30 protein-coding genes are annotated in these 21,147 nt (G+C 61.7%); 4 read left to right on the forward strand and 26 right to left on the reverse strand.

Annotation, left to right across the window (positions count from 1 at the left end; translation table 11 throughout):
* Positions 1-32: 32 nt before the first annotated feature.
* From N4J17_RS02735 to nifE, 26 genes are all read right to left on the reverse strand, one after another.
* The gene (locus N4J17_RS02735) at positions 33-266 is read right to left on the reverse strand and encodes an FmdB family zinc ribbon protein (RefSeq protein WP_198322365.1); all 234 of its coding nucleotides are present in this window, start codon (positions 264-266) and stop codon (positions 33-35) included.
* A gap of 20 nt (positions 267-286) precedes the next feature.
* Entirely contained in the window at positions 287-535 is a 249-nt protein-coding gene (locus N4J17_RS02740) for a BolA family protein (RefSeq protein WP_198322366.1), read from the reverse strand.
* Between the two features lie 5 nt (positions 536-540).
* Positions 541-873, reverse strand: a complete 333-nt coding sequence (gene grxD, locus N4J17_RS02745; protein WP_198322367.1) for a Grx4 family monothiol glutaredoxin — start codon at positions 871-873, stop codon at positions 541-543.
* Positions 874-1,186: 313 nt separating this feature from the next.
* The gene (locus N4J17_RS02750) at positions 1,187-1,495 is read right to left on the reverse strand and encodes a 2Fe-2S iron-sulfur cluster-binding protein (protein WP_198322368.1); all 309 of its coding nucleotides are present in this window, start codon (positions 1,493-1,495) and stop codon (positions 1,187-1,189) included.
* Between the two features lie 55 nt (positions 1,496-1,550).
* Complete coding sequence (locus tag N4J17_RS02755; protein ID WP_198322369.1) at positions 1,551-2,039, reverse strand: hypothetical protein; 489 nt, start codon at positions 2,037-2,039, stop codon at positions 1,551-1,553.
* Positions 2,040-2,054: 15 nt separating this feature from the next.
* Positions 2,055-2,381, reverse strand: coding sequence for a (2Fe-2S) ferredoxin domain-containing protein (locus tag N4J17_RS02760; RefSeq protein ID WP_198322370.1), 327 nt, complete (start codon positions 2,379-2,381; stop codon positions 2,055-2,057).
* A 268-nt stretch (positions 2,382-2,649) separates the two neighbouring features.
* On the reverse strand, positions 2,650-2,988 hold the full coding sequence (gene nifW / locus N4J17_RS02765; RefSeq protein WP_198322371.1) for a nitrogenase-stabilizing/protective protein NifW: 339 nt from the start codon (positions 2,986-2,988) through the stop codon (positions 2,650-2,652).
* Between the two features lie 48 nt (positions 2,989-3,036).
* Positions 3,037-4,191 (reverse strand): homocitrate synthase, encoded by a 1,155-nt coding sequence (gene nifV / locus N4J17_RS02770; RefSeq protein ID WP_198322372.1) that lies wholly within the window; start codon positions 4,189-4,191, stop codon positions 3,037-3,039.
* Between the two features lie 8 nt (positions 4,192-4,199).
* Positions 4,200-4,538 carry an ISC system 2Fe-2S type ferredoxin gene (fdx, locus tag N4J17_RS02775; RefSeq protein WP_198322373.1) on the reverse strand — a complete coding sequence of 113 codons (339 nt, stop codon included), beginning with the start codon at positions 4,536-4,538 and terminating at the stop codon, positions 4,200-4,202.
* Between the two features lie 2 nt (positions 4,539-4,540).
* On the reverse strand, positions 4,541-6,400 hold the full coding sequence (gene hscA, locus N4J17_RS02780) for a Fe-S protein assembly chaperone HscA (RefSeq protein ID WP_232470336.1): 1,860 nt from the start codon (positions 6,398-6,400) through the stop codon (positions 4,541-4,543).
* Positions 6,400-6,933 carry a Fe-S protein assembly co-chaperone HscB gene (gene hscB / locus N4J17_RS02785; protein ID WP_198322374.1) on the reverse strand — a complete coding sequence of 178 codons (534 nt, stop codon included), beginning with the start codon at positions 6,931-6,933 and terminating at the stop codon, positions 6,400-6,402. The genes hscA and hscB overlap by 1 nt, the downstream gene beginning before the upstream one ends.
* An 11-nt stretch (positions 6,934-6,944) precedes the next feature.
* The gene (gene iscA, locus N4J17_RS02790) at positions 6,945-7,268 is read right to left on the reverse strand and encodes an iron-sulfur cluster assembly protein IscA (RefSeq protein WP_198322375.1); all 324 of its coding nucleotides are present in this window, start codon (positions 7,266-7,268) and stop codon (positions 6,945-6,947) included.
* Between the two features lie 30 nt (positions 7,269-7,298).
* On the reverse strand, positions 7,299-7,685 hold the full coding sequence (gene erpA, locus N4J17_RS02795) for an iron-sulfur cluster insertion protein ErpA (RefSeq protein WP_198322396.1): 387 nt from the start codon (positions 7,683-7,685) through the stop codon (positions 7,299-7,301).
* 25 nt (positions 7,686-7,710) lie between these two features.
* Positions 7,711-8,130 carry a Fe-S cluster assembly scaffold IscU gene (gene iscU, locus N4J17_RS02800; RefSeq protein WP_198322376.1) on the reverse strand — a complete coding sequence of 140 codons (420 nt, stop codon included), beginning with the start codon at positions 8,128-8,130 and terminating at the stop codon, positions 7,711-7,713.
* A gap of 41 nt (positions 8,131-8,171) precedes the next feature.
* The gene (locus N4J17_RS02805; RefSeq protein WP_198322377.1) at positions 8,172-9,383 is read right to left on the reverse strand and encodes an IscS subfamily cysteine desulfurase; all 1,212 of its coding nucleotides are present in this window, start codon (positions 9,381-9,383) and stop codon (positions 8,172-8,174) included.
* Positions 9,384-9,759: 376 nt separating this feature from the next.
* A complete protein-coding gene (gene clpX, locus N4J17_RS02810; protein ID WP_198322378.1) occupies positions 9,760-11,028 on the reverse strand; it encodes an ATP-dependent Clp protease ATP-binding subunit ClpX in 1,269 nt (422 codons plus the stop codon).
* Positions 11,029-11,115: 87 nt separating this feature from the next.
* Positions 11,116-11,736 (reverse strand): ATP-dependent Clp endopeptidase proteolytic subunit ClpP, encoded by a 621-nt coding sequence (gene clpP / locus N4J17_RS02815; protein ID WP_277458157.1) that lies wholly within the window; start codon positions 11,734-11,736, stop codon positions 11,116-11,118.
* 54 nt (positions 11,737-11,790) lie between these two features.
* Entirely contained in the window at positions 11,791-12,171 is a 381-nt protein-coding gene (gene apaG / locus N4J17_RS02820; RefSeq protein ID WP_198324083.1) for a Co2+/Mg2+ efflux protein ApaG, read from the reverse strand.
* A 52-nt stretch (positions 12,172-12,223) separates the two neighbouring features.
* Positions 12,224-13,294 carry a YgfZ/GcvT domain-containing protein gene (locus N4J17_RS02825; RefSeq protein WP_198324082.1) on the reverse strand — a complete coding sequence of 357 codons (1,071 nt, stop codon included), beginning with the start codon at positions 13,292-13,294 and terminating at the stop codon, positions 12,224-12,226.
* Positions 13,273-13,866, reverse strand: a complete 594-nt coding sequence (locus N4J17_RS02830; protein WP_198324081.1) for a nitrogen fixation protein NifQ — start codon at positions 13,864-13,866, stop codon at positions 13,273-13,275. The genes N4J17_RS02825 and N4J17_RS02830 overlap by 22 nt, the downstream gene beginning before the upstream one ends.
* Positions 13,867-13,914: 48 nt before the next feature.
* On the reverse strand, positions 13,915-14,223 hold the full coding sequence (fdxB, locus tag N4J17_RS02835) for a ferredoxin III, nif-specific (RefSeq protein ID WP_198324080.1): 309 nt from the start codon (positions 14,221-14,223) through the stop codon (positions 13,915-13,917).
* A gap of 11 nt (positions 14,224-14,234) precedes the next feature.
* Positions 14,235-14,426 carry a CCE_0567 family metalloprotein gene (locus tag N4J17_RS02840; RefSeq protein WP_198324079.1) on the reverse strand — a complete coding sequence of 64 codons (192 nt, stop codon included), beginning with the start codon at positions 14,424-14,426 and terminating at the stop codon, positions 14,235-14,237.
* 14 nt (positions 14,427-14,440) lie between these two features.
* Positions 14,441-14,920 carry a NifX-associated nitrogen fixation protein gene (locus tag N4J17_RS02845; protein WP_198324078.1) on the reverse strand — a complete coding sequence of 160 codons (480 nt, stop codon included), beginning with the start codon at positions 14,918-14,920 and terminating at the stop codon, positions 14,441-14,443.
* A complete protein-coding gene (gene nifX, locus N4J17_RS02850) occupies positions 14,913-15,338 on the reverse strand; it encodes a nitrogen fixation protein NifX (RefSeq protein ID WP_198324077.1) in 426 nt (141 codons plus the stop codon). The genes N4J17_RS02845 and nifX overlap by 8 nt, the downstream gene beginning before the upstream one ends.
* A 43-nt stretch (positions 15,339-15,381) precedes the next feature.
* Entirely contained in the window at positions 15,382-16,755 is a 1,374-nt protein-coding gene (gene nifN, locus N4J17_RS02855; protein WP_198324076.1) for a nitrogenase iron-molybdenum cofactor biosynthesis protein NifN, read from the reverse strand.
* A gap of 7 nt (positions 16,756-16,762) precedes the next feature.
* Positions 16,763-18,445: a nitrogenase iron-molybdenum cofactor biosynthesis protein NifE gene (gene nifE / locus N4J17_RS02860; RefSeq protein WP_198324075.1), complete on the reverse strand. Its 1,683-nt coding sequence runs from the start codon at positions 18,443-18,445 to the stop codon at positions 16,763-16,765.
* A 681-nt stretch (positions 18,446-19,126) separates the two neighbouring features.
* Here nifE and N4J17_RS02865 point away from each other — a divergent pair.
* From N4J17_RS02865 to N4J17_RS02880, 4 genes are read left to right on the forward strand one after another with little or no spacing between them, the layout of a single operon-like run.
* Positions 19,127-19,420: an AtpZ/AtpI family protein gene (locus N4J17_RS02865; RefSeq protein ID WP_198324074.1), complete on the forward strand. Its 294-nt coding sequence runs from the start codon at positions 19,127-19,129 to the stop codon at positions 19,418-19,420.
* A gap of 6 nt (positions 19,421-19,426) precedes the next feature.
* Positions 19,427-20,113, forward strand: coding sequence for a F0F1 ATP synthase subunit A (locus N4J17_RS02870; RefSeq protein WP_198324073.1), 687 nt, complete (start codon positions 19,427-19,429; stop codon positions 20,111-20,113).
* Positions 20,110-20,376 (forward strand): ATP synthase F0 subunit C, encoded by a 267-nt coding sequence (gene atpE / locus N4J17_RS02875; RefSeq protein ID WP_198324072.1) that lies wholly within the window; start codon positions 20,110-20,112, stop codon positions 20,374-20,376. The genes N4J17_RS02870 and atpE overlap by 4 nt, the downstream gene beginning before the upstream one ends.
* A gap of 2 nt (positions 20,377-20,378) precedes the next feature.
* On the forward strand, positions 20,379-21,140 hold the full coding sequence (locus N4J17_RS02880) for a F0F1 ATP synthase subunit delta (RefSeq protein WP_198324071.1): 762 nt from the start codon (positions 20,379-20,381) through the stop codon (positions 21,138-21,140).
* Positions 21,141-21,147: the final 7 nt, after the last annotated feature.

A 21,147-nucleotide genomic window follows, 5' to 3' on the forward strand; every position in this document is an offset into this window, starting at 1 on the left:
GCACTGCCCTCGCCCGTTCGAGGTTCAATAGGTCATTTCAAGCGCGGACGCTCAGACGGTTTGTAATTGCTGAAATGCCCTTCCCTGGCGGCCTGGGCACGGGCCTTCTGGATCAGTCCGGGCGTCTTCATGTGCGGCGAGATCTGCGCCAACTGCTTCTCCATGTTGCCGCTGCCGCAATGCGGGCAGAGTGGCGCGTCGCCGGCCTTGATGAGCAATTCGGAAGTCTGGCCGCAATCGCGGCAGTGAAAATCGTATAACGGCATGGCTCACCTCCTGGTTGGACTCAAACGGAATCGGCTTGCCGGCTCCATTCCACCGGCGTATAGACCTTCATGCTGATGGCGTGCAAGGCGCCGGTGGACAAAGGCTCGCTGACGGTGGCCAGGACCCGTTGCTGGCGCTGCACAGTGCTGAGCCCCTCGAACGCCGCCCCGATGACCACCACGGAAAAATTGCAGCCCTCGCCTTCCACCCGGACTTCGCAGCCGGGGATGCCCGATTCGATGAGGGTGCGGACTTCGGCGATTTCCATGGCCTCTAGCCTTGCGCCTGGCTGGCCACGGCCGCCTCGAGCATGGTCTTCAGCTCGCCGCTCGCCGCGAGTTCGCTGACGATGTCGCTGCCGCCGACCAGTTCACCGCCGACGAAGAGCTGAGGAAAAGTCGGCCATTGCGACACGCTCGGCAGCTTCTCCCGGATCGAGGGGGCCGCGAGGATGTTCACATAGGCGAACGGTACGCCTGCCGCTTGCAGGCAGGACACGGCCTTGGCCGAGAAGCCGCACTGCGGCATCTCCGGCACGCCCTTCATGTAAAGAAGGACCGGATGCTTCGCGATCTGGTCGCGGATGGTGTCTTCGATATTGCTCATGGCGATACCTCTCGAATTGGAAGAAACTGCGCTCGTACCCTTCTCTCTCGGAATCCATGCCGCCAAATAAAGGGCTGCTCGTCCCCCGGCAGGGATTGCCAGGGGCCAGGGGCGGAGCCTGCCCCGGACTCGATCCGGGGGATGGCCATGACCTCACACGTCCCTGTGCACTGGATTCATGCCGCGCTATCCTGCCCAGCACCCTCCGGGCCAGTGCCCATCCGCTTCCGGCGAATGGGTCCGGCGTTCCATGCCGGAATGACGGCATTAATTTATCGGCTGCCCAAATGGGGAAGGGAACGAAACGCGCGATTTACAAGCCGGAAGCGAAGCCCAGCAGCTCGACGGTGATGTCCTCCTCGCCCGTGACTTTGGCCTGACACGCCAGACGCGACTTGGAACCGACGCCGACGATCGTGTCGAGCCGTGCATTCTCTTCGGCGCCAATCCTGGACACGCTCTTGCGGCCGGCCTGCACGAAGATATGACAGGAACCGCACTGGGCGTTGCCGCCACATTTGTGCATGATGGCCTCTCCGGCTTCCATGATGAGTTCAAGCAGGGATGCGCCTTCCCGTGTCTCAATGGTTTTTCCGGAAGGCTGGATGGTCAGGATAGACATGTAGCGTCCTCTTCAGTGTGTGTCTTGGTGAGTGTAAAAAATTCCAAAAGGTCGGTCAGGCCGCGCTCCCATCCGCAAAGGCCCGGATCACGGAAGCGCCGACGCTGTCGTTCCGGTCCAGATCGCCCAGCTTGGCCAACAGGCGTTCGCAGTCTTCCCTGTCGCCCCTGCGTAGCCGGATGAAAGCCAGCGCCTTGAGCGAGAACAGGTAGAAATGCTGGGGCGCATCATAGCGCTGCCAATCGACAGTGGCGGGCGTCAATGCCTCGATATCGTTCGGAAAGCCGCCCTGCCGCGCCGCCGCTTCCAGCGCCATGCGCACGACCCGCTCGGCATCGGCCAGGCGTCCCTTGTAGAAATAAAACTTGTACATCGAGAAATAGACCGACAAGGCCTCGGGTGCCTCGGCCTGCGCCTGCCGCAAGTAGCCCTCGGCTCGCTCGGTGTCGGCATATGCGCTCATCGCCTGCTCCAGGAGGCTTCCCACCCGGGCGGGCACCTCACCGGCATAGAACGAACGCAGAGGATCGGCGTTGGCGGTCATCCTTGGGTGTCCTCGTCAGCTCCAGAGTGCGGCCGGAGCCAGCAGCCTTTCGACCGGACGGTCGTTCTTCAGATGCTCCTCGATGATCTCGGCCACATCGGCCGGGCTCACCTTGGAATACATCACGCCCTCCGGATAGACCAGGACGGTCGGCCCGAGATCGCAGGTGCCCAGGCAGCCCGTGCTGGTCAGTGCGAACTGGCCATAGAGCTGGCCGGCCTCGAACTGCTGCATGAAGGTCTGGAACACCGCGGTGGAGCCAAGCTGGCCGCAGGAACCACGAGGATGGCCGGGCGGACGGGTCTGGGCGCAGACGAAGATGTGTTTACTGGGCTTTGGCATGAACAGTTCTCTCCTTATGTTGAACAGTCGTCGGCTCCTTACCCGAGGAACCTGCGGCACTCGACCGCACTTTTGTCCTTCTCCCTTGGGGAGAAGATGGCCGGCAAGGCTGGACGAGAGAGCCCGGGTCTGCCGCGTTGCACACGGCTTGAACAGCCCCTCACGCCCGACTCTTTCAATCTGGGCTATCCTGCCCGCTCTCCCTCGGGTCAGTGCAAATCCGCTCTCGGCAGATCAGTCCCAGAGAGAGAAGGGAGGAAACCATGTCTCAGGCTCCCTGACCGCGCGTGGCCAGGCTAGCCTTCAAGCTGTCCAGCGAGATGCTCTTGCCGTTCTGATCCTGGAACACCTTGAATACTTTTTCCTGGGCTGCCGTGGACTTCACGAAGTCATCGTGGGCCTGACTCAACAGCGCCTTGCAGGTCGCCATGGCAGTGGCTTCATCCATGTCGTCCGGAATGGGGCTGCGGTTCAGGTACTGGTTGAAACGCTTCAGGATGTGCAGCCGATTGACGTGTACGACCGAGGGCTCGTATTCGACGCCGAAGAAATCGAGGAATTCCTCGGCTGCGGAAAAACTTTGTATGCGCTGCAAAACCGGATTCATGATGATTCCTTAGCCATCAGGTTTCTTTACATTGCCGATCCCGCCGTCTCAGCCGAACAGACCCGGACGCGGCTGGGACGACACCGAAGTTTCCGCATAAAACAGCTTCAGCTCGGTCTCGCTGGGCGGGCGCTTGGTCTGGCTGGCATGGATACGGATACGCTTGAGTACCCGGCCGGCATCCTTTTCGCTGAGCTCGATCCCGAGCTGGCGGAAGCTCCGCTTCACCGCATGGGTGCCGGAATGCTTACCCAGCACCAGGCGGTGCTCGCGCCCGAGATCCTTCGGATCCACACCCTGGTAGTTAATGACGTTCTTGAGCAGTCCATCGACATGGATGCCGGCTTCGTGGGTGAACACCGCTTCGCCGACGATGCTCTTGTTGGCCGCCACCGGTCGGCCGGAAGCGGCCGCCACCAACCCGGAAATCTCCGGAAAATGATCGACGGCGATGCCGGTATCGATGCCGTAAAGCCGGTGCAGAGCCATCACGGTTTCCTCGATGGCCGCGTTCCCAGCCCGCTCGCCCAGGCCGTTGACCGTGGTGTTCACATGGGTCGCCCCGGCCTGCACCGCCATAAGGGTGTTGGCCGTTGCCAGTCCGAAGTCATTGTGCGCATGCATCTCGATCTCCAGGTCGGTGCCTGCGGCCAGCCGGTGGATACGCTCGAAGGTGGTCATCGGCTCCAACAGCCCTAGGGTGTCGGCGAAGCGGATGCGTCGGGCGCCGGCCTGCTGCGCCCCCTGGGCAACCTGCAGCATGAAGTCCGGATCGGCGCGGGAAGCATCCTCGCAGCCGACACAGACTTCCATGCCGGCATCCAGACCCCGCTTCACGAAACGGTCGATACTGGCCAGTACCCATTCGCGGGTCCGGTTCACCTTGTGGCGGAGATGGATGTCCGATACCGGAATCGACAGGTTCACCAGTTCGACCCCGCAGCCGGCTGCCGCCGCCAAGTCCCGTTCGCACATCCGGCCCCAGACCATCAGCCGGGTCGGCAACCCCAGGGCGGCGATGGCGCGGATCACCTCCTGCTCCTCGGCGCTCATGACGGGAATGCCCACTTCCATTTCCGGTACGCCGGCCCGCGCCAAGGCCCGGGCGATGGAAAGCTTTTCCTCGGCGGTGAAAGCGACCCCGGCGGTCTGCTCGCCGTCCCGGAGGGTGGTGTCGTTGATGGTTACGGTGTGTATAGCCATGGCTGACCTCACTTGAGTTCTTTCGCCAGATTACGGCTATAGCGTGGCAGCTCGATGACCAGATCGGTCTTGCTCACCACCGCCTGGCAGGCCAGGCGGGAATGCGGCTCCAGGCCCCAGGCCCGGTCCAGCATGTCATCCTCGGCATCGTCCGCCGGGTTCAGCGAATCGTAGCCTTCTCTCACGATGACATGGCAGGTGGAACAGGCGCAGGCCATCTCACAAGCATGCTCGATCTCGATCCCGCCGTGCAGTAGCGCATCGCAGATGCTCTGGCCGTAGCTCGCCTTGATGACGGCGCCTTCCGGGCACAGTTCGGCATGGGGCAATACCTTGATCTGCGGCATGCTCAGACTCCCAAGCTCTCCAGCTTCTGGCCGGTCAGGGCGGCCTTGATGCTATGGTCCATACGCCGCCCGGCAAATTCCGTGCTGGCCTCGTTCAACGCGTCGGCGGCGTTCTTGATCACCTGCCAGTCCGTCCCTTCCATCGCAACCTTCAGCACCTGTAGACCGCTGACCAGGACTTCAAGCTCCGATTCGCTGAGCAGGTCACTGTCCTCGGCCAATGCCGACTCGGTGGCTTCGATCAGACGCGAAGCCTCGACCTTCTGCTCCTGCAGCCGCCGCGCCTCCAGGTCGTCGCGGGCATGCAGATAGGAATCCTCTATCATCCGCGCCACTTCCGCATCACTCAGACCATAGGAGGGCTTGACCTCGATGCTGGCCTCGACCCCGCTGGTCTGCTCGGATGCGGTCACGTTGAGGAGGCCGTCGGCATCGACCTGGTAGGTCACCCGGATACGCGCCGCACCCGCAACCATCGGCGGGATGCCGCGCAGCTCGAAACGCGCCAGCGAGCGGCATTCGCTCACCAGTTCGCGCTCGCCCTGTACCACATGGATGCTCATGGCGGTCTGACCGTCCTTCCATGTGGTGAATTCTTGGGCCCGCGCCACCGGTATGGTGGTATTGCGCGGAACGATCTTTTCGCACAAACCGCCCAAGGTTTCGATGCCCAGCGACAGCGGAATCACGTCGAGCAGCAGCCAGTCGCCACCCGCGCGGTTGCCGGCCAGCAGGTTGGCCTGCATGGCGGCGCCCAGCGCCACCACCTTGTCCGGATCAAGATCGGTGAGCGGCGTTTGCTGGAAGAATTCGGCCACCGCCTCCCGAATGCAAGGCATGCGGGTCGCGCCGCCGACCAGGACCACGCCCTTGATGTCATCGATGGCGAGCCCCGCGTCGCGTAGCGCCTTGCGCACCGGGGTGAGCGTTTTTTTAACCAAGCCGGCGGTCAGCTCCGCAAAGGTGTCGCGGCTCAAAGTCAGCACAAGCCGGCAACCGTCCGACAGTACGGCGTCGATGGTCGCCTCGGTCTGTTCGGAAAGCCGTTCCTTGGCGACGCGGGAGGCGGCCATGATAAGACTCGCATCGCTGCTGGAGAGTGCCTTCAACCCGCTCTGGGCGAGTAGCCAATCATAGACCGCCCGGTCGAAATCATCCCCCCCCAGGGCCGGATCGCCGTTGGTGGCCAGCACCTCGAACACACCCCGGGCGAGTTTCAGCACCGAGATGTCGAAGGTGCCCCCGCCCAGATCGTAAACCGCGTACACGCCCTCGGCGGCGTTGTCCAGCCCGTAAGCCACGGCCGCAGCGGTCGGCTCGTTGAGCAGCCGAAAGACCTCCAGCCCGGCGAGCTTTGCGGCGTCCTTGGTCGCCTGGCGCTGAGCCTCGTCGAAATAGGCCGGCACCGTGATGACCGCGCCGGCCAGCTCACCGCCCAGCTCTGCCACCGCCCGATCGCGCAGCACCTTGAGAATCTCTGCCGAGACCTGGACCGGGCTGATACGCCCGGCACGAGTGTCGAACTGCACCATGCCCTCGCCTTCGACGAAACGATAGGGCGCGCCGTGATGGCTGGCGAGGTCGCCCAATCCGCGGCCCATGTAGCGCTTGACCGATACGAAGGTATTCTCAGGGTCTTCGCTCTGCCGGGCCTTGGCCTCGTAGCCGACCTCGACCCCTCCGCCATCGAGGTAACGCACCACCGAAGGCAACAGAACCCGCCCTTGGGCATCGCCCAACACTACCGTCCCCTCGTCCCGGACGGTGGCCACCAGCGAATGGGTCGTACCCAGATCAATCCCTACCGCGAGCCTCCGCTGCGGCTTCACGCCGGCACCGGGTTCAGAAATCTGTAGCAGCATCAGTCCTCCAGCAGGGCGTGCGCCTGATCGAGATCACGTTTGAGTTTTTCCAGGAAGGCGAGCTGGCGCACCAGCACCGCGGCTTCCGGATGCGACTGCTCGACGTCCAGCAGGGCGCCGAGCGCTTCGATCATATGATCCATTTCCTTCTTCAGGCGGAAACCCAGCCGGTCCAGCGCGGCTTCGCTGCGGCCGGCGATGGCATCCTGCATTTCCTCGCGCCATTCGATCTGCTCCAGCAGAAACTCCGCCGGCATCGCCGTATTGTCCTCTTCCCGGGTATCCACACCGTGGATCCGGAGTAGGTAGCGCGCTCGATCCAGCGGACGCTTCAAGGTCTGGTAAGCCTCATTGGCGAAAGTCGCCCATTGCAGAGACAGGCGCTTTTCCACATCGCTCAGATGGGCGGCCTTGTCCGGATGGACGCGAGCTTGCAGTTCCAGGTAATGGCTGTCCAACACGCTCTGGTCCAGCCGGAACATTTCGGGCAGCTGGAAAAACTCGAAATAATTACGGGGCGACATTTCGCTCATGGCCATCGCTCCTAGACATTGAAACTCTCGCCACAGCCGCATTCATTCTTGACGTTGGGATTATTGAACTTGAAGCCTTCGTTCAAGCCTTCACGCACGAAATCCAGCTCGGTGCCTTCCAGGTAGACCAAGCTCTTCGGATCGACCAGCACGGTGACACCGAAGCTTTCGAAGCGCTCATCTTCCGGCGCAGGCTCATCGACGAATTCCAAGGCATAGGCCAGACCGGAACAGCCCGACGTCTTGACGGCGACCCGCAAGCCCACGCCCGCACCCCGCGCTGCCAGATGCTTCTGGACCTGAACAGCCGCTTTTTGTGTCAGCGTTACCGCCATCTTTTGTCCTCCTTATAAGGCCAACCGGCGTCAGTGGGACGAGCAGCTCGCGCCGCCGTCGACGGAGAAGGAACTGCCGCAACTACAGGACGAAGTGGCATTCGGGTTCTTGATGACGAAACGGGAACCCTCCAGCCCCTCCTGGTAATCGATCTCGGCGCCCTGCAGATATTGCAGGCTGGTGGGGTCGACCAGCAGAGTGACACCATCCTTCTCCACTGTCGTGTCGTCCTCGTTCACGGCCTCTTCGAAAGAAAAGCCATACTGGAACCCCGAACAGCCGCCGCCAGACACGTACACCCGGAGCTTCAGCGCCGGATTGCCTTCCTCGGCGATCAGTTCGCTCACCTTGGCCGCGGCGCTGCCGGTGAATATCAATGCAGGGCCCGCAGGCGTCAGATCGACGATGCTGGTCATGGCTGTCATAACGTTGTCCTCGCCTTCACGCGGCCGATTTGCAAACTTCGTAGCCTTCATCGGCTACGCCCATTTTGGCCTTGTAGTCCGAGACGGCGGCTTTGATGGCATCTTCCGCCAGCACGGAGCAGTGGATCTTCACCGGCGGCAGCGCCAGCGCCTCGGCGATATCGGAATTCTTGATCGCCAAAGCCTCGTCGACCGTCTTGCCCTTGACCCATTCGGTCACCAGCGAGCTGGAGGCGATCGCCGAGCCACAGCCATAGGTCTTGAACTTGGCATCCTCGATCACGCCTTCATCGTTGATCTTGATCTGCAGCTTCATCACGTCGCCGCAGGCTGGAGCCCCCACGACGCCAGTGCCCACGCCGTCTTCGTCTTTGTCGAATGAGCCGACGTTGCGGGGATTTTCGTAGTGGTCGATGACTTTATCGCTATATGCCATTGTTGTTCTCCTGATTGGATGGTGAAGGGCTTGGGGCATGTTTAGTGCGCCGCGGCCCACTGAACGGTGTTGAGATCGATCCCGTCCTTGTACATCTCCCACAGAGGCGATATCTCGCGCAGGCGAGCGACCTTGTCCTTGATCAGGGAGATGGCGAAATCCACGTCCTCCGCCGTGGTAAAGCGGCCCAGAGTGAAGCGGATCGAACTGTGGGCCAGCTCGTCGCTGCGTCCCAGGGCACGCAATACATAGGAAGGCTCGAGGCTGGCCGAGGTGCAGGCCGAACCGCTGGACACCGCCAGATCCTTGATGGCCATCATCAAGGACTCACCCTCCACGTAATTGAAGCTGATGTTCAGGTTGTGCGGTACCCGCTGCTCCAGATCGCCGTTGACGAACACCTCTTCCATGTCCTTGAGGCCGGCCAGCAGCTTGTCACGCAACCCACGGATGCGTTCGTTCTCCGCCGTCATCTCCTCGCGGGCGATGCGGAAGGCCTCTCCCATACCGACGATCTGGTGCGTCGCCAGGGTGCCGGAGCGCAGACCCCGCTCATGGCCGCCGCCGTGCATCTGCGCCTTGAGGCGGATACGCGGCTTGCGGCGCACGTAGAGGGCGCCGATGCCCTTGGGACCATAGGTTTTGTGGGCGGAAAAGGACATGAGATCGACCGGCAGATTGTCCAGATCGATCTCGACCTTGCCGGTCGACTGGGCAGCGTCGACATGGAAGATCACGCCGTGATCCCGGCAGATCTGGCCGATCGCCGCGATGTCTTGAATGACACCGATCTCGTTGTTGACGTGCATCACGGAAGCCAGCACGGTGTCGGGCCGGATCGCTGCCCTGAAGACGTCGAGGTCCAGGAGACCATTGGCCATCGGCTCGAGATAGGTGACTTCGAAGCCGGTCGATTCTAACTCGCGCATGGTATCCAGCACCGCCTTGTGCTCGGTCTTCACCGTAATCAGATGACGACCCTTGGTCTGGTAGAACTCGGCCGCGCCCTTGATGGCGAGGTTGTCCGACTCGGTTGCGCCAGAGGTCCAGACGATTTCCCGAGGATCGGCGTTGACCAGCTTCGCCACTTCCTCCCGCGCGTTTTCCACCGCCTGCTCGGCCGTCCAGCCGAAGGCATGGGAACGGCTGGCAGGGTTGCCGAAGTTTTCCGTCAGGAACGGAATCATCTTCTCGGCAACACGGGGATCGACCGGCGTCGTAGCCGAGTAATCGAGATAGACCGGTAACTTCATTGCATGTTCTCCGAGTTCGCCAGAAGGTGGGCGGTTTGCCTTGACCTCTGTCTTGCAAACCTCGGGCCACCCTTGAGAATCACTCTAACTGTATGATTTTACGTGTCTTGACCCGCTCGATGCGAAAAATCGGTTTGTCTCGTTGCCGACAAGGGCCGCCGGGGGTAGCGCTCTCTCCAAGCACCCGGCACGCAAAGAGGACCTGGATGGTACGGATTACGAAGGTTTGAGCAGGACGGAAGGGTGATGACGGTGTTTTGTCGGGTTTGCTACAACTCGACACGCTGCACCGAAACGGTGAAAGCGATACGACGCTGCCATTGCCCCGCAAACGAGCAAGGCCGGGTCACCCCGGCCTTTCCATCCGTCTCGAAGCCTAGGCGGAGGCGCAATGCTTCTCGTCGGTCCGGTAGACCAGATAGGGGTCGGCTTCGCCCCGGATCACCTTACCGTCGACCACCACCTTGACAACACCTTCGGCGGAAGGCAATTGGTACATCGTGTCGAGCAGGACCTGCTCGACGATGGTCCTAAGGCCCCGTGCCCCGGTCTTGCGCTCCATGGCGCGCCGAGCGATAGCTCCAAGGGCCTCCGGCAGGATTTCCAGCTCGCAGCCTTCCATTTCGAACAGGCGGGCATACTGTTTGACGAGAGCGTTTTTCGGCTCGGTGAGGATGTTGACCAGCGCTGCCTCGTCGAGCTCCTCGAGGGTCGCCACCACCGGCAGGCGGCCAATGAACTCCGGTATCAGGCCATAACGGATCAGGTCTTCGGCTTCGACCGCTGCCAGGACCTCCCCCAGGTGGGTGTTTTCTTCCCTGCTCTTCACTTCGGCCGAGAAGCCGATGCCGCTCTTTTGTGAACGGGAACGTATGGTCTTGTCGAGGCCGGCGAAAGCGCCGCCGCAGATGAACAGGATGTTGGCAGTGTTGACCTGCAGAAACTCCTGCTGCGGATGTTTGCGCCCGCCCTGGGGCGGCACAGAGGCGACGGTACCCTCCATCAGCTTGAGCAGGGCCTGCTGCACACCTTCCCCCGACACGTCGCGGGTGATGGACGGGCTGTCGGACTTCCGTGAAATCTTGTCGATCTCGTCGATGTAGACGATGCCCTGTTCGGCCTTTTCCACGTCATAATCGCAGGCCAGCAAGAGCTTCTGGATGATGTTCTCGACGTCCTCGCCGACGTATCCGGCTTCTGTGAGGGTGGTGGCGTCGGCGATGGCGAAGGGGACGTCCAGCACCCGTGCCAGGGTCTCCGCCAGCAGAGTTTTGCCCGAACCGGTCGGACCGATCAAGAGAACATTACTCTTGGCCAGTTCCACATCGTTTTTGAAGGTTCTGACCTTGAGGCGCTTGTAATGGTTGTATACAGCCACCGAGAGGATGCGCTTGGCCTTGTCCTGGCCGATGACGTATTGGTCCAGAATCGCCTTCATTTCCTTCGGCTTGGGCAGGCCCTCTGTGGTCCCGGCCTCGCCGCCCTGCAGCTCTTCGCGGATGATGTCGTTGCACAGTTCGACGCATTCATCACAGACGAATACGGCGGGGCCGGCAATGAGTTTTCTGACTTCGTGCTGGCTCTTGCCACAGAACGAGCAATACAGCAGCTTGCCGGACTCTTTATTTTTCCTGTCTTCGCTCATGGCGCTTACTCCCCTGGTTAGGAACAGTGTTTGGCTGTCGTTCTCCTTTTGACTGGCAAGTTGTGCGCCAAACTGCGAACCGGCCGATCAGACCGCGCCGGTTGTGCGATTCACGAGCACTTTGTCGATCAAGCCGTATTCAACTGCATCGCTTCCACTCATGAAGTTGTCGCGATCGGTGTCGATCTGGATCTTTTCGAGGGGTTGGCCGGTATGGCGGGCGAGAATCTTATTGAGACGGTCGCGGACCGCCAGAATCTCCCGGGCATGGATGTCGATGTCCGATGCCTGGCCCTGGAAGCCGCCCAGCGGCTGGTGGATCATGATCCGTGAGTGCGGCAGGCAGTAGCGCTTGCCGGCCGCACCACCGGCCAGCAGCAGCGCACCCATGCTGGCGGCCTGGCCGACGCACAGCGTACTGACGTCGGGCTTGATGAACTGCATGGTGTCGTAGATCGCCAGGCCCGCCGTCACCACACCACCCGGCGAATTGATGTAGAGATGGATGTCTTTGTCGGGATTCTCCGATTCCAGGAACAGCAACTGCGCGATCACCAGATTGGCCATGTAGTCCTCGACCTGGCCGACTAGGAAGATGACCCGCTCTTTCAGCAACCGCGAGTAGATGTCGAAGGCCCGCTCGCCGCGCGCCGATTGCTCCACCACCACCGGAACCAGTCCGCCGGCAGCCCTCGTTGCGTAATCCATGCCGTGCCTGTCCTTCAAGAAATTCATCGGATTTGTCCTCGTCCTGGGGGCGGTTCAGTGCAGCCGGCGCGGGATCGCTAGGCTGAACGCTGCGATGGGCGCCTCGAACGGCATCCCGTCGTCGGCGATCAGTTGATAGCTGCCGTGCATGCTGCCGACCGGGGTGGCGATGGTCGCCGCGCTGGTATATTCGAAAGCCTCGCCGGGGCGAAGATAAGGATGCTCCCCGACCACGCCCTCGCCGACCACCTCCACCGTTTTGCCGTTGGCATCGGTGATGATCCAGCGACGGCCCAGGAGCTTGGCGGGAACGGTGCCGGTATTCTCCATGGTCACGGTATAAGCGAACGTGTACTGCTGGGCATCGGGCCGGGAGTGCTCCTGCAGATAGACGGCTTTGACTTCGACTTTGAGTTCGTAGGGTTTACGTCGCATGGCATTGTCCTTTTGTTCATGATCAACGTGAAAATCGCAGGACCTTGCCGTATCAGCAGCCGGCGTCGGAAGGCAGCAGCTCATCGTCTTGGTCTGCGAACACCAGCAGCGGACCTGAGGGATTGCCGAGACGGATGTCCCCCAGCGCCTTCTGTTCGATCACGGCCACGGCGAGCATGGTGACCGAATGCTCTCGCCCATCCTTCGCCGCCGAGACCACGAGACCAACGCTTTCATCGAATCCCGGCCGATAGAGCCGGGTACCCGATGCCGGAACCTCGGTACAGTCGACATGAGCCAGGAAGACCTTGCGCTTGAGCTGGCCGCGGTAGTGCAGCCGAGCGATCACTTCCTGTCCGGGATAACAGCCTTTTTTGTAGCTCAGACCACCGAGCGCTTCCAGGTCCAGCATCTGAGGGATGAACTCGCCGGCGGTTGCGGCGGCGATGTAAGGAATACCCGCCAATATGTCCAGCAAGGACCAGGCGCCTGCTCCCGCGGGCCGGGCTGCCGGTGCGAGCTTGCTCCAAAGCGCGATCATGGCCGAGGGAGCACCCACTGCCAGCCAGCGCGGCCTGGGTTCACCGCCCAGAGCGACCAGGGTGCAATCACCGACCGACGCCGTCCCACCCCGTGACTCCGGGAGAGCCGAGCCCAGCATGTGGGTGATCCCGGCGCCGGACAGACCGAGCCGGGCCAGCTTGTCGCTGGCATCAGTGATGGTCGCCTTGGTACGTAGCAGAAACATCTTCAGGCGCGTGACCACGCTAGCCAGCAACTCCTCCGGCACCAGCAGGTAATAGGCGCCGTCCCGCAGGAACAGCCAGAACGTGGCCTGGATCCGCCCCTTGCCGTCGCACCAACTGGTGAACTGACCCAAGGTCTCCGATACGAGGCGCACGTCGCCGGTCAGCATGCTGCCGAGGAATTTGCCGGCCTCCTCGCCCTTGACTTCGATCAGCCCGAAATGGGACAGGTCGACGATGATGTCGCTGCCCAGCGCGAGTTCCGCGCCGTCGCCCACAGCCGGACCGCAACGGTCCAGAAAATCCACCCACTCGGCGGGCGCATTCAAGGCAGCACACCCGGGCATCTGTACCTTCAACGCTTCACCGGCTGCCATGCGTCATCCTCCTCCGGTCCGAAACAGTTCGCATATTCGTCGCACTCCGCGCAGGTCGGCGAACGGCAGACATGGGCACCTTCGCGTTCGCAGAGCTGCTTGTAAAAAAACTTCTTCCAACGCATGCCGCCGGTATTGCGGGCGAACAACCCGGGGAAATGGTGCGCCAGGAGATCCGAGAGCGTCTTCCGGTCCGCCAGCCCCATGTCCTGCCACAGGTGATCATCGCCCATGCAGCAAGCGGCGATGGCATGCGCCAGCCAACGGGATTCCACGGCATCGCCGCGACAATGTTCGAGCAGCAGCCCCAGGAGTGAGTCGAACTCGTCGGCGGGCGCGCGCCCCGCGGCGCCCGCCGGCTTGATGTAGACGCCGCGCGCACCGGGAAAATAGCGGTCGAGCAGCGTGCAGAATTCGGCAGGATCGAGGCCGAAGCCCCCACGGCCTGCCAGCCGAGAAGAACTACGCGCCAGCTCGATCGCTGACGCGAAGGCGAGAGTCAATGGCTCGCTTGGGTTCTCGGCATAAGCGAGCAAGGGGTCATAGCTGTATACGTCGCTTCTGGCCAGCATGGTCTGCGCTCTCCGGCATGAAGAAACCCCCACCCCACCGGCCTTGGATCAAGCCGCCAGGGGTACGTGAGTGTAGCACTGCTTGGGGCAGATTTTGGCGCAGGATTCACAGCCTATACAGTTGTCGGCATTGGCGATCGACATCACCTTCTTATCGTACTCGTCGTCGTCATCGTCAGCGCCGGCGCCGATAGCGACCGCTTCCCCATCTTCGTTGATGCCGACCATCTCCAGTACCTCGCGCCCGCAGACCTTGTAGCAGCGCCCGCAGCCGATGCACTTGTCCTGGTTGATCTCGCCGACGAACTTCGGCACCCAGACTTTCCCGCTGGGGAGGGTCACGGAAAATTCACTCATGATTTTGACTCCTAACTGGCCGTGCTCTTACGGAATTCATCGAGCTGGCGATATGCCTCATAGGTCTTTTCGGCGACTTCCATGATCCTGTTCCAGCCGGTGGGCAAATCCTCGGCCAGATCGTGCAGGTCCATTTTGAGCGCCGTGGCCTGGGCGTTGAGTTTCTTCAGTTTGGCCTTCAGTTCTTCTGCTTCTTCGCTCATTGACAAACCTCCGATCAGCTGTATTTCGCCACATCGGGATAGCGGTTGATCATTTCGATACCGGCATTCACCAGCTTTTCGCCCTCCTCGGCCAGCTTCTCCATGGAAGGGAAGCCGAAGCGGTGCACGTCACGCAGCTGTTTGTTGACCACGATCAGCCGACCGGCGATCAGAACCATGCGGCCAAAGCCTTCATGGGACATCTTCATCATCGGCGTGACCATCACCTTGGTGGCGCGCTCGATCGACAGACCCACGGCGTTGTAAAACAGCTCCAACCGCCACAAGGTTTCCGGATCGGGATCGCCGATGATGGGAATCGCCGCGCGTTTCTCCTTGTCCAGAATGTACGGCTCAAGCAACTGTTCATCGCTCTTGCCCTCCCAGGTTCCGTACGAATCCTGGGCTCGCCACTGTTTGACCAGCTCCTTGATGAACGCCGACTCCATCGGCGAGGCGGAGATTTCCGCCATCACTTTGGCTGCTTCAGCCATGTTGCACCTCTTCGTCGTCTTCAAAATCGAATGAACGTTCCCGGCCCTTGTTTTCCTTCGCCAGCACCTTACGCAGCCATGGTGGCGGGTTGCCTCGGAGGACATCCCGTAGTTTATCCAGCAGCTCGGCGATCGGTTCCGGCTGGGGCACCTTGATCGGATGGATGCCCTGGGCCACGACCCGCGCCGCCCCGGAACCGCCGATGGCGGCCACGTAGAGAATGGCGCAGTCCTTGATGGCCTCGAGCTTGGGCGCCAGCTTGTCCTCGTTGCCGTCCTCCTGCAGATCGCCCTCGAACTGGATCGCCTCGATGAACTCACCGCCCTCGGTCGAGAGTTCGTAGATGGCGATGTTCTTGGCCCAGCCGAAATGGGCATCGACGCGCTTGAGATCCTGGGTAGCGAATGCGACTTTCATGCTTCCTCCGCGATTAAACGATTCGTCCGATACATCTTGGGGCTTAATGAGCCGCAAGCGCCTTCTCGCCAACATGTCCCGTTTCCTCAGAATGGGCCCAGGTTTCAGGGGTGGGCTCGTGGCCGCTGGCGATGAACATGTTGCCGATCTCAAAAATGAGATTACGGGTTCCCCGGTAGCCGACGATGGTCTGGTGCGCCGCGCCTAGGCGGTCGAACATCGGGATGCCGATGCGGTAGAACGGGATCGCAAGCCGCTCCGCCGCCTGCCGGCCATGGGAATGCGTCACCAACAAATCGCAGCCAGCGGCTCGTCTTTCCAAGTCTTCCAGGTCACCGAGCAACACCTCGTCGGTCGCGATGCGTTCCAGCAGAGGCGATTCGGTGGTAGTCACCGCCGCCGCGACCTCGGCACCCATTTCGTGGAACCAGCCGCTCAGCGTCCACAACAGATCCGGTTCGGCACCGATGGCGATGCGCTTGCCACCGAAATGGAAATGCCCATCCAGCATGGCATCGACCAGTTGACTGCGCTGGCGCTTGATCTTGTTCGGCACCGGCCGGCCGCTCAAACCCGCCAGCAGAGCGATGAATTCGTCATTGGCTTCGAGCCCGGTGAGGCGGTCGAACAGGGTGTAGGGGATGCCGGCCTTCTTTGCCATCGCCTCAGCGGCAGGCCGCATCTGCTCGCCCACCGCGATGGTATGGCGCGAGAGCCCCATGCCGGCGATCTCTTCCAGCGAAATACCGCCGATGGTGGTCGGAGTAAAATCGTCGGGCACATGCCCATCCAACGATCCCGACAAATCGGGCAGGATCAACGGCTCCAGGCCGAAGGCCTCGATCAGGTCACGCAGTTCATCCAGATCGCCGGGCGTCACGTGGGCGCCCGGCAACAGGTTGACCTTGACCGGATTGCGCGCGGTATCGGCCGATACCGGCTCGACCAGTTGCTCGACCATCCGGGTCACAGTCTTGGCCCAGCCGTCCTGGAAAGCGTCCTTGAAATCCGGCGTGGACACGTACACCAATTGGATGTGATCCAACTCGGGGTGCTTTTCTCGGATCAGCTTGAGGTATCCATCGACGTCATCGCCCTTGGTTTCGGTCACGCCGGTGGAGGAAATACCGATGATCGCAGGCTTCTGCCGGTTGGCGATGGTGACGATCGCCTGCTCTACGTTCTCGAGCCCCCCCAGTACGGTGGCGACCTCACTCATGGCCGTGGTCTGCAGCGGGATGGCTTCCTTGAAATGGCGCACGAACAACACCAAGCCGAACGAGGTACAGCCCTGCGAGCCATGGAACAGGGGCATGCAGTTCTTCAGTCCCATGAAAGCCAGGGCGCTACCGATCGGCTGGCTCATTTTCAGCGGATTGACCGTGCAGGATTTCTGCGAATGGGTGACCTTGGCCATGGCCGCCTCACGCTGCCCGTTTTGCCGGTTCCGCCGAGGGAGCCGGTCGCCAGTCTTCGATGCTCTCGAGGATGCCGGCAATGGTTCCGGTGCAACCGGTGCAGCCGCTGCCCGCATGGGTACGCTCGGTGACCGCTTCGACGCTGTCCAGCCCGTACGCGAGGATGGCGTCCTCGATGGTACCGCGGTCCACCGCCTTGCACTTGCAGATGCGGACGGCGCGGCGCTGCGCCTTGGCCAACTCCGGATCGGCGGCCAACGCGGCGGCTTCGGAGGCGAGAGCCGCATCGGCCCGCTCTTCCCAGGTGGTTTCCTCCCAGGGTGCGCGCTTCCTCACCTGCTCCCAAACCGGATTGAACAGAGCCTTGTCGATTTCCTTGACCAGTTCCACCATGCCGACATAGCCCATGTAGGCATGGTGGCGTTCCTGGTTGATGTCCAGCCAGGGCATCTTGGCCTTGAGCGCGACGAACTGGGAACGCCCACCGGACAGCATGATGTCGGCCTTGGCCTCCTTGAGCATCTTGTACATTTCCCGCGGGGTCATGTCCTCGATCATATGGGCGTCTTCGCCCATGAGTTCCTTGATCCGCTCCTTGTCCTCCTTGGTCGATTTCTTCACGCTGGTACCGACCACTTCCATGCCGCTTTCCTGCAACGCGGCCACCACCGACCAGGATTTCACGCCGCCGGTGATGAGCAGCACCTTCTTACCGGTCAGGCGCTTCTTGTACGGTTCGATCGCGGCCCAGGCCCGGGCTTCCTCCCGGGCTATCAGGGCTTCGGTACGCTCCATCAACTCCGGGGGCGCGCCGCGCTCGATCAGGAGCCGCGCAATCTCGCGCAAGGCATCGCTGGTGTCGCCGATGCCGTAGAAAGAGCCTTCGAAGAAGGGGATACCGTAGCGCTCCTCCATTTTGCGGGCGATGTTGATCATCGATTTCGAGCAGACCATCATCGCCGCCCGGGCGCGATGCGAACAGGCCACATCGTGGTACTTGGCATCTCCGGAGATACAGCACAGAATGCGGATGCCCAGCTCGTCCAGCAGCGGCTTCACCTGCCAGAGCTCGCCAGACAGGTTGTATTCACCGATGATGTTGATGTCATAGGGCGTCGTGTACTCAGGCTCTTCGGTGCCGATCACATAGTCCAGGATCGCCTCGCCCGCGAGTTTGTTGCCGAGGTTCTTGGGGCCGACGAAACCGGGCGAATTGACCGGAATGACCGGCTTGCCGAATTTTTTGGAAGCCGCCTTACAGACGGCCTCGATGTCATCGCCGATCATCGCCGGCACACAGGTCTGGTAGACGAAGACGGCGGGAGGGTCGTATTTTTCGATGATTTCCTTCACCGACTTGAACAGACGTTTTTCGCCGCCGAACACCACGTCGGTTTCATTGATGTCGGTGGTGAAACCGGTACGCCACAGATTGGACCCGGAAGACTTGGAGCCACGGTTGTCCCAGGAATTGCCTTCGCAGGCGATGGGGCCATGAACCAGATGAGCCACGTCGGTGATCGGCTGCAGGGCGATCTTGGCGCCGTCGAAGGCACAGCCGCCAGCGGCGCCACCGGGCTGGAGCTGTTTGGTGCAGCCCTTCTTGCGCTCTTTCTCGGACTTGCCCTGATTCTTGCCGCAACCGGGCTCATTGAAAACGTCCTGAATCTTAACGGATAAGCTGCTCATACCCCACCTCCGCGACTACGCATACCTTGATCATGCAGAGGGCGTGCCACCCATACACCCGACTGATTTGGTATTGATTTCCGAACCTCGGCCGCGTCGCGCGCTGTTGCCTTATGAACAAACCGATCGGGCAATGTAAGAAAACGCACAACACGAGGGAGCCCACTTCGCTTGAGGCCGCGAAGACCGTCGTGGCTTGCGCGCGGGAGGCAAGGAAAAGCCTAAACGGCCGGTTCATGATTGCCTGTTCCCCGGTGGAAAAAACATCACTGGGGCATCGCCATTTTTTGCGAAACCCGACGGGACAATCCAGTCACCCCCGGGAGCAAATTGTGGTGACGCTCCAGTTCCTTGTGGCTTGCCCCTCAGCCGCGATGAAGCCGCGGAGTCCGACAATACATCCGGGCCAACGGCTTCGCGGGGGCCGTCGCACTCACTCGCTTCGCTCGACTTCGTTGTGCTCCTTCCACGAAGTCGATGATTTACACTCATGCGCTGAACTGCGGGGCCGGTGGGTCTCAGCCCGTTAGAATTAGATGGAATTTGAGTGGGTAAGGTGCTTTCGCCCCATCTGGGCCGGACGGTGGTCGGAATTTGCCACCCCCGATCTACTCTACTTCCCCCGAGAAGAGGGCATAATGCCAAGCCATTTCGTGAGACTTTGGTAACAGGAAACTGCTTTTGAAACCGCCCCCCGCCAATTCAAGATCCCGCCTGAGCGCCACAGTCGACCGCCAGGCCCAGCGCCTGCGCCGGGCCGAGCGCGAGCGCCATGGGGTGCTGGCGCAGGCGGCCTATCTCGGCACGCTGGGGTTGGTGTTCGTATTGCCTCTGGTGGGGGGGGCCTATCTGGGGCGATGGCTGGACCAGCACAGTACAGGTTATTCGATCCGCTGGACGCTGAGCCTGTTGTTCCTAGGGCTGGTCGTCGGGGCCTGGAACGCCTGGCAGCTGATCAAACGGCATGAGGATTGAGCAAGGATGGAGCAGATCGACTTTTTCGCCAGGGTCCTCGGCCACCTCGGGCCGGTGGCGCTCAGCGACAGCCTCCTCACTTCCGTGCTGCTGACGGGCTTACTCGCGATGGTTTCGGCGGTCCTGACCCGACGCCGCAGGGCGCTGCCGGACCGCGTCCAGGTGGTGCTGGAGGGCATCGTGTCGACTTGCGAAAACGCGGTCCGTGACGTGATCCCGACCGCTTACCGGGAGGTGACGCCGTTCATTATGAGCCTGTGGCTGTTCCTCGCGACCGCCAATCTGATCAGCCTCGTCCCCGGCTTCGACTCGCCGACGCGCGATCTGTCGGTGACCTCCGCGCTGGCAGTGCTGGTGTTCTTCTCGGTGCACTGGTTCGGCATCCGCCAGCAGGGCTTGTCCGCCTACCTGAAGCACTACCTGACGCCCAACCCCATCCTGCTGCCTTTCCATCTGATCGGCGAGATCACCCGCACGCTGGCGCTGGCAGTCCGGCTGTTCGGCAACATGATGAGCATGGAACTGATCGGGCTGCTGCTCCTGGTCATCGGCGGACTGTTCGTACCGGTACCGGTCCTGCTGCTGCACGTCGTCGAGGGCTTGGTGCAAGCGTATATTTTCGGCATTCTGGCATTGGTCTACATCGCCGGCGGCATACAGTCCGGCCCCCAACAGGAGAACCATTCCCCATGAACGACATGCCCGGGTTCGTCAGTCTCTCCACCGTGGCCGCGGTGGCCGGCATCGCTGTGGCGGTGATGATGCCTGCGCTCGCCATGGGCCGCGCCATCGCCACGGCGTTGGAAGCCCTCGCGCGCCAGCCGGAGGCGGAAAAGTCCATCATGCGCACGCTGTTCATCGGGCTGGCAATGATCGAGTCTCTGGCCATCTATGCACTGGTCATCGTTCTGATCGTGCTGTTCCGCAATCCGCTGATCGAATACCTCGGCCGCTGACCGTGGATCTGAACCCGTCCACCTTCGTTCTGGAAATCGTCAACTTTCTGGTCCTGGTATGGCTGCTCAAGCGCTTTTTGTACCAACCGGTGAGCGCAGCCATCGAGGAACGGCGCCGGCACATCGCCCAGACGGTGGCCGACGCACGCGACGCCCAGGCGGCGGCGGAAGCCTTGCGGATGCAGTACGAGTCGCGGCTGGCCGATTGGGAAACCGAAAAACGGCAGGCACGCGAAGCTTTCAAACAGGAGCTCGAAGCGGAACGCCAGCGCGCCATGGGCGAGCTGGAGAAAGCGCTGGATGCCGAACGGGAAAAAGCCCGGGTACTGATCGAGCGCCAGCGCCGCGACATGGAATCGGACCTCGAGCGCGAGGCCCTGCGCCTGAGCCGGCAGTTCGCTGCCCGTTTTCTCGAGCGGCTGGCCGGGCCGGAGATGGAAGCCGCCCTGCTCCGGATGTTCGGCGAGGACCTCGTCGCCATGAGTCCGGAACAATGGCAGGCGCTGACCCGTGCGCTGGAGGAGCAGGAACATCCCGAAGCCGAAATCGCCAGCGCATTTCCCTTAAAGCCCGAATCCTGCGCCGAGCTGACGCAGCTGATCGAAACCCGTACCGGCCGGACCATCGTCTGGCATTTCCGCGAAGATCCCGCTCTGATCTGCGGTATCCGGCTGCGGGCGGGCCATCGGGTGCTTGCAGCCAATGTCGCGGAGGAACTGAAATTTTTCGCGGACGGGGCGGACAATTCCCTTGGCAGCGGCTGAGCCCCGT

The organism is Methylococcus capsulatus (assembly GCF_036864975.1).
Lineage (GTDB): Bacteria > Pseudomonadota > Gammaproteobacteria > Methylococcales > Methylococcaceae > Methylococcus.

Bases quoted from the DNA above. Each gene is read 5' to 3' on its own strand.
- N4J17_RS02735 (WP_198322365.1), bottom strand. From the start codon at position 266: ATGCCGTTATACGATTTTCACTGCCGCGATTGCGGCCAGACTTCCGAA.
- N4J17_RS02740 (WP_198322366.1), bottom strand. From the start codon at position 535: ATGGAAATCGCCGAAGTCCGCACCCTCATCGAATCGGGCATCCCCGGC.
- grxD (WP_198322367.1), bottom strand. From the start codon at position 873: ATGAGCAATATCGAAGACACCATCCGCGACCAGATCGCGAAGCATCCG.
- N4J17_RS02750 (WP_198322368.1), bottom strand. From the start codon at position 1,495: ATGTCTATCCTGACCATCCAGCCTTCCGGAAAAACCATTGAGACACGG.
- N4J17_RS02755 (WP_198322369.1), bottom strand. From the start codon at position 2,039: ATGACCGCCAACGCCGATCCTCTGCGTTCGTTCTATGCCGGTGAGGTG.
- N4J17_RS02760 (WP_198322370.1), bottom strand. From the start codon at position 2,381: ATGCCAAAGCCCAGTAAACACATCTTCGTCTGCGCCCAGACCCGTCCG.
- nifW (WP_198322371.1), bottom strand. From the start codon at position 2,988: ATGAATCCGGTTTTGCAGCGCATACAAAGTTTTTCCGCAGCCGAGGAA.
- nifV (WP_198322372.1), bottom strand. From the start codon at position 4,191: ATGGCTATACACACCGTAACCATCAACGACACCACCCTCCGGGACGGC.
- fdx (WP_198322373.1), bottom strand. From the start codon at position 4,538: ATGCCGCAGATCAAGGTATTGCCCCATGCCGAACTGTGCCCGGAAGGC.
- hscA (WP_232470336.1), bottom strand. From the start codon at position 6,400: ATGCTGCTACAGATTTCTGAACCCGGTGCCGGCGTGAAGCCGCAGCGG.
- hscB (WP_198322374.1), bottom strand. From the start codon at position 6,933: ATGAGCGAAATGTCGCCCCGTAATTATTTCGAGTTTTTCCAGCTGCCC.
- iscA (WP_198322375.1), bottom strand. From the start codon at position 7,268: ATGGCGGTAACGCTGACACAAAAAGCGGCTGTTCAGGTCCAGAAGCAT.
- erpA (WP_198322396.1), bottom strand. From the start codon at position 7,685: ATGACCAGCATCGTCGATCTGACGCCTGCGGGCCCTGCATTGATATTC.
- iscU (WP_198322376.1), bottom strand. From the start codon at position 8,130: ATGGCATATAGCGATAAAGTCATCGACCACTACGAAAATCCCCGCAAC.
- N4J17_RS02805 (WP_198322377.1), bottom strand. From the start codon at position 9,383: ATGAAGTTACCGGTCTATCTCGATTACTCGGCTACGACGCCGGTCGAT.
- clpX (WP_198322378.1), bottom strand. From the start codon at position 11,028: ATGAGCGAAGACAGGAAAAATAAAGAGTCCGGCAAGCTGCTGTATTGC.
- clpP (WP_277458157.1), bottom strand. From the start codon at position 11,736: ATGGATTACGCAACGAGGGCTGCCGGCGGACTGGTTCCGGTGGTGGTG.
- apaG (WP_198324083.1), bottom strand. From the start codon at position 12,171: ATGCGACGTAAACCCTACGAACTCAAAGTCGAAGTCAAAGCCGTCTAT.
- N4J17_RS02825 (WP_198324082.1), bottom strand. From the start codon at position 13,294: ATGGCAGCCGGTGAAGCGTTGAAGGTACAGATGCCCGGGTGTGCTGCC.
- N4J17_RS02830 (WP_198324081.1), bottom strand. From the start codon at position 13,866: ATGCTGGCCAGAAGCGACGTATACAGCTATGACCCCTTGCTCGCTTAT.
- fdxB (WP_198324080.1), bottom strand. From the start codon at position 14,223: ATGAGTGAATTTTCCGTGACCCTCCCCAGCGGGAAAGTCTGGGTGCCG.
- N4J17_RS02840 (WP_198324079.1), bottom strand. From the start codon at position 14,426: ATGAGCGAAGAAGCAGAAGAACTGAAGGCCAAACTGAAGAAACTCAAC.
- N4J17_RS02845 (WP_198324078.1), bottom strand. From the start codon at position 14,920: ATGGCTGAAGCAGCCAAAGTGATGGCGGAAATCTCCGCCTCGCCGATG.
- nifX (WP_198324077.1), bottom strand. From the start codon at position 15,338: ATGAAAGTCGCATTCGCTACCCAGGATCTCAAGCGCGTCGATGCCCAT.
- nifN (WP_198324076.1), bottom strand. From the start codon at position 16,755: ATGGCCAAGGTCACCCATTCGCAGAAATCCTGCACGGTCAATCCGCTG.
- nifE (WP_198324075.1), bottom strand. From the start codon at position 18,445: ATGAGCAGCTTATCCGTTAAGATTCAGGACGTTTTCAATGAGCCCGGT.
- N4J17_RS02870 (WP_198324073.1), top strand. From the start codon at position 19,427: ATGGAGCAGATCGACTTTTTCGCCAGGGTCCTCGGCCACCTCGGGCCG.
- atpE (WP_198324072.1), top strand. From the start codon at position 20,110: ATGAACGACATGCCCGGGTTCGTCAGTCTCTCCACCGTGGCCGCGGTG.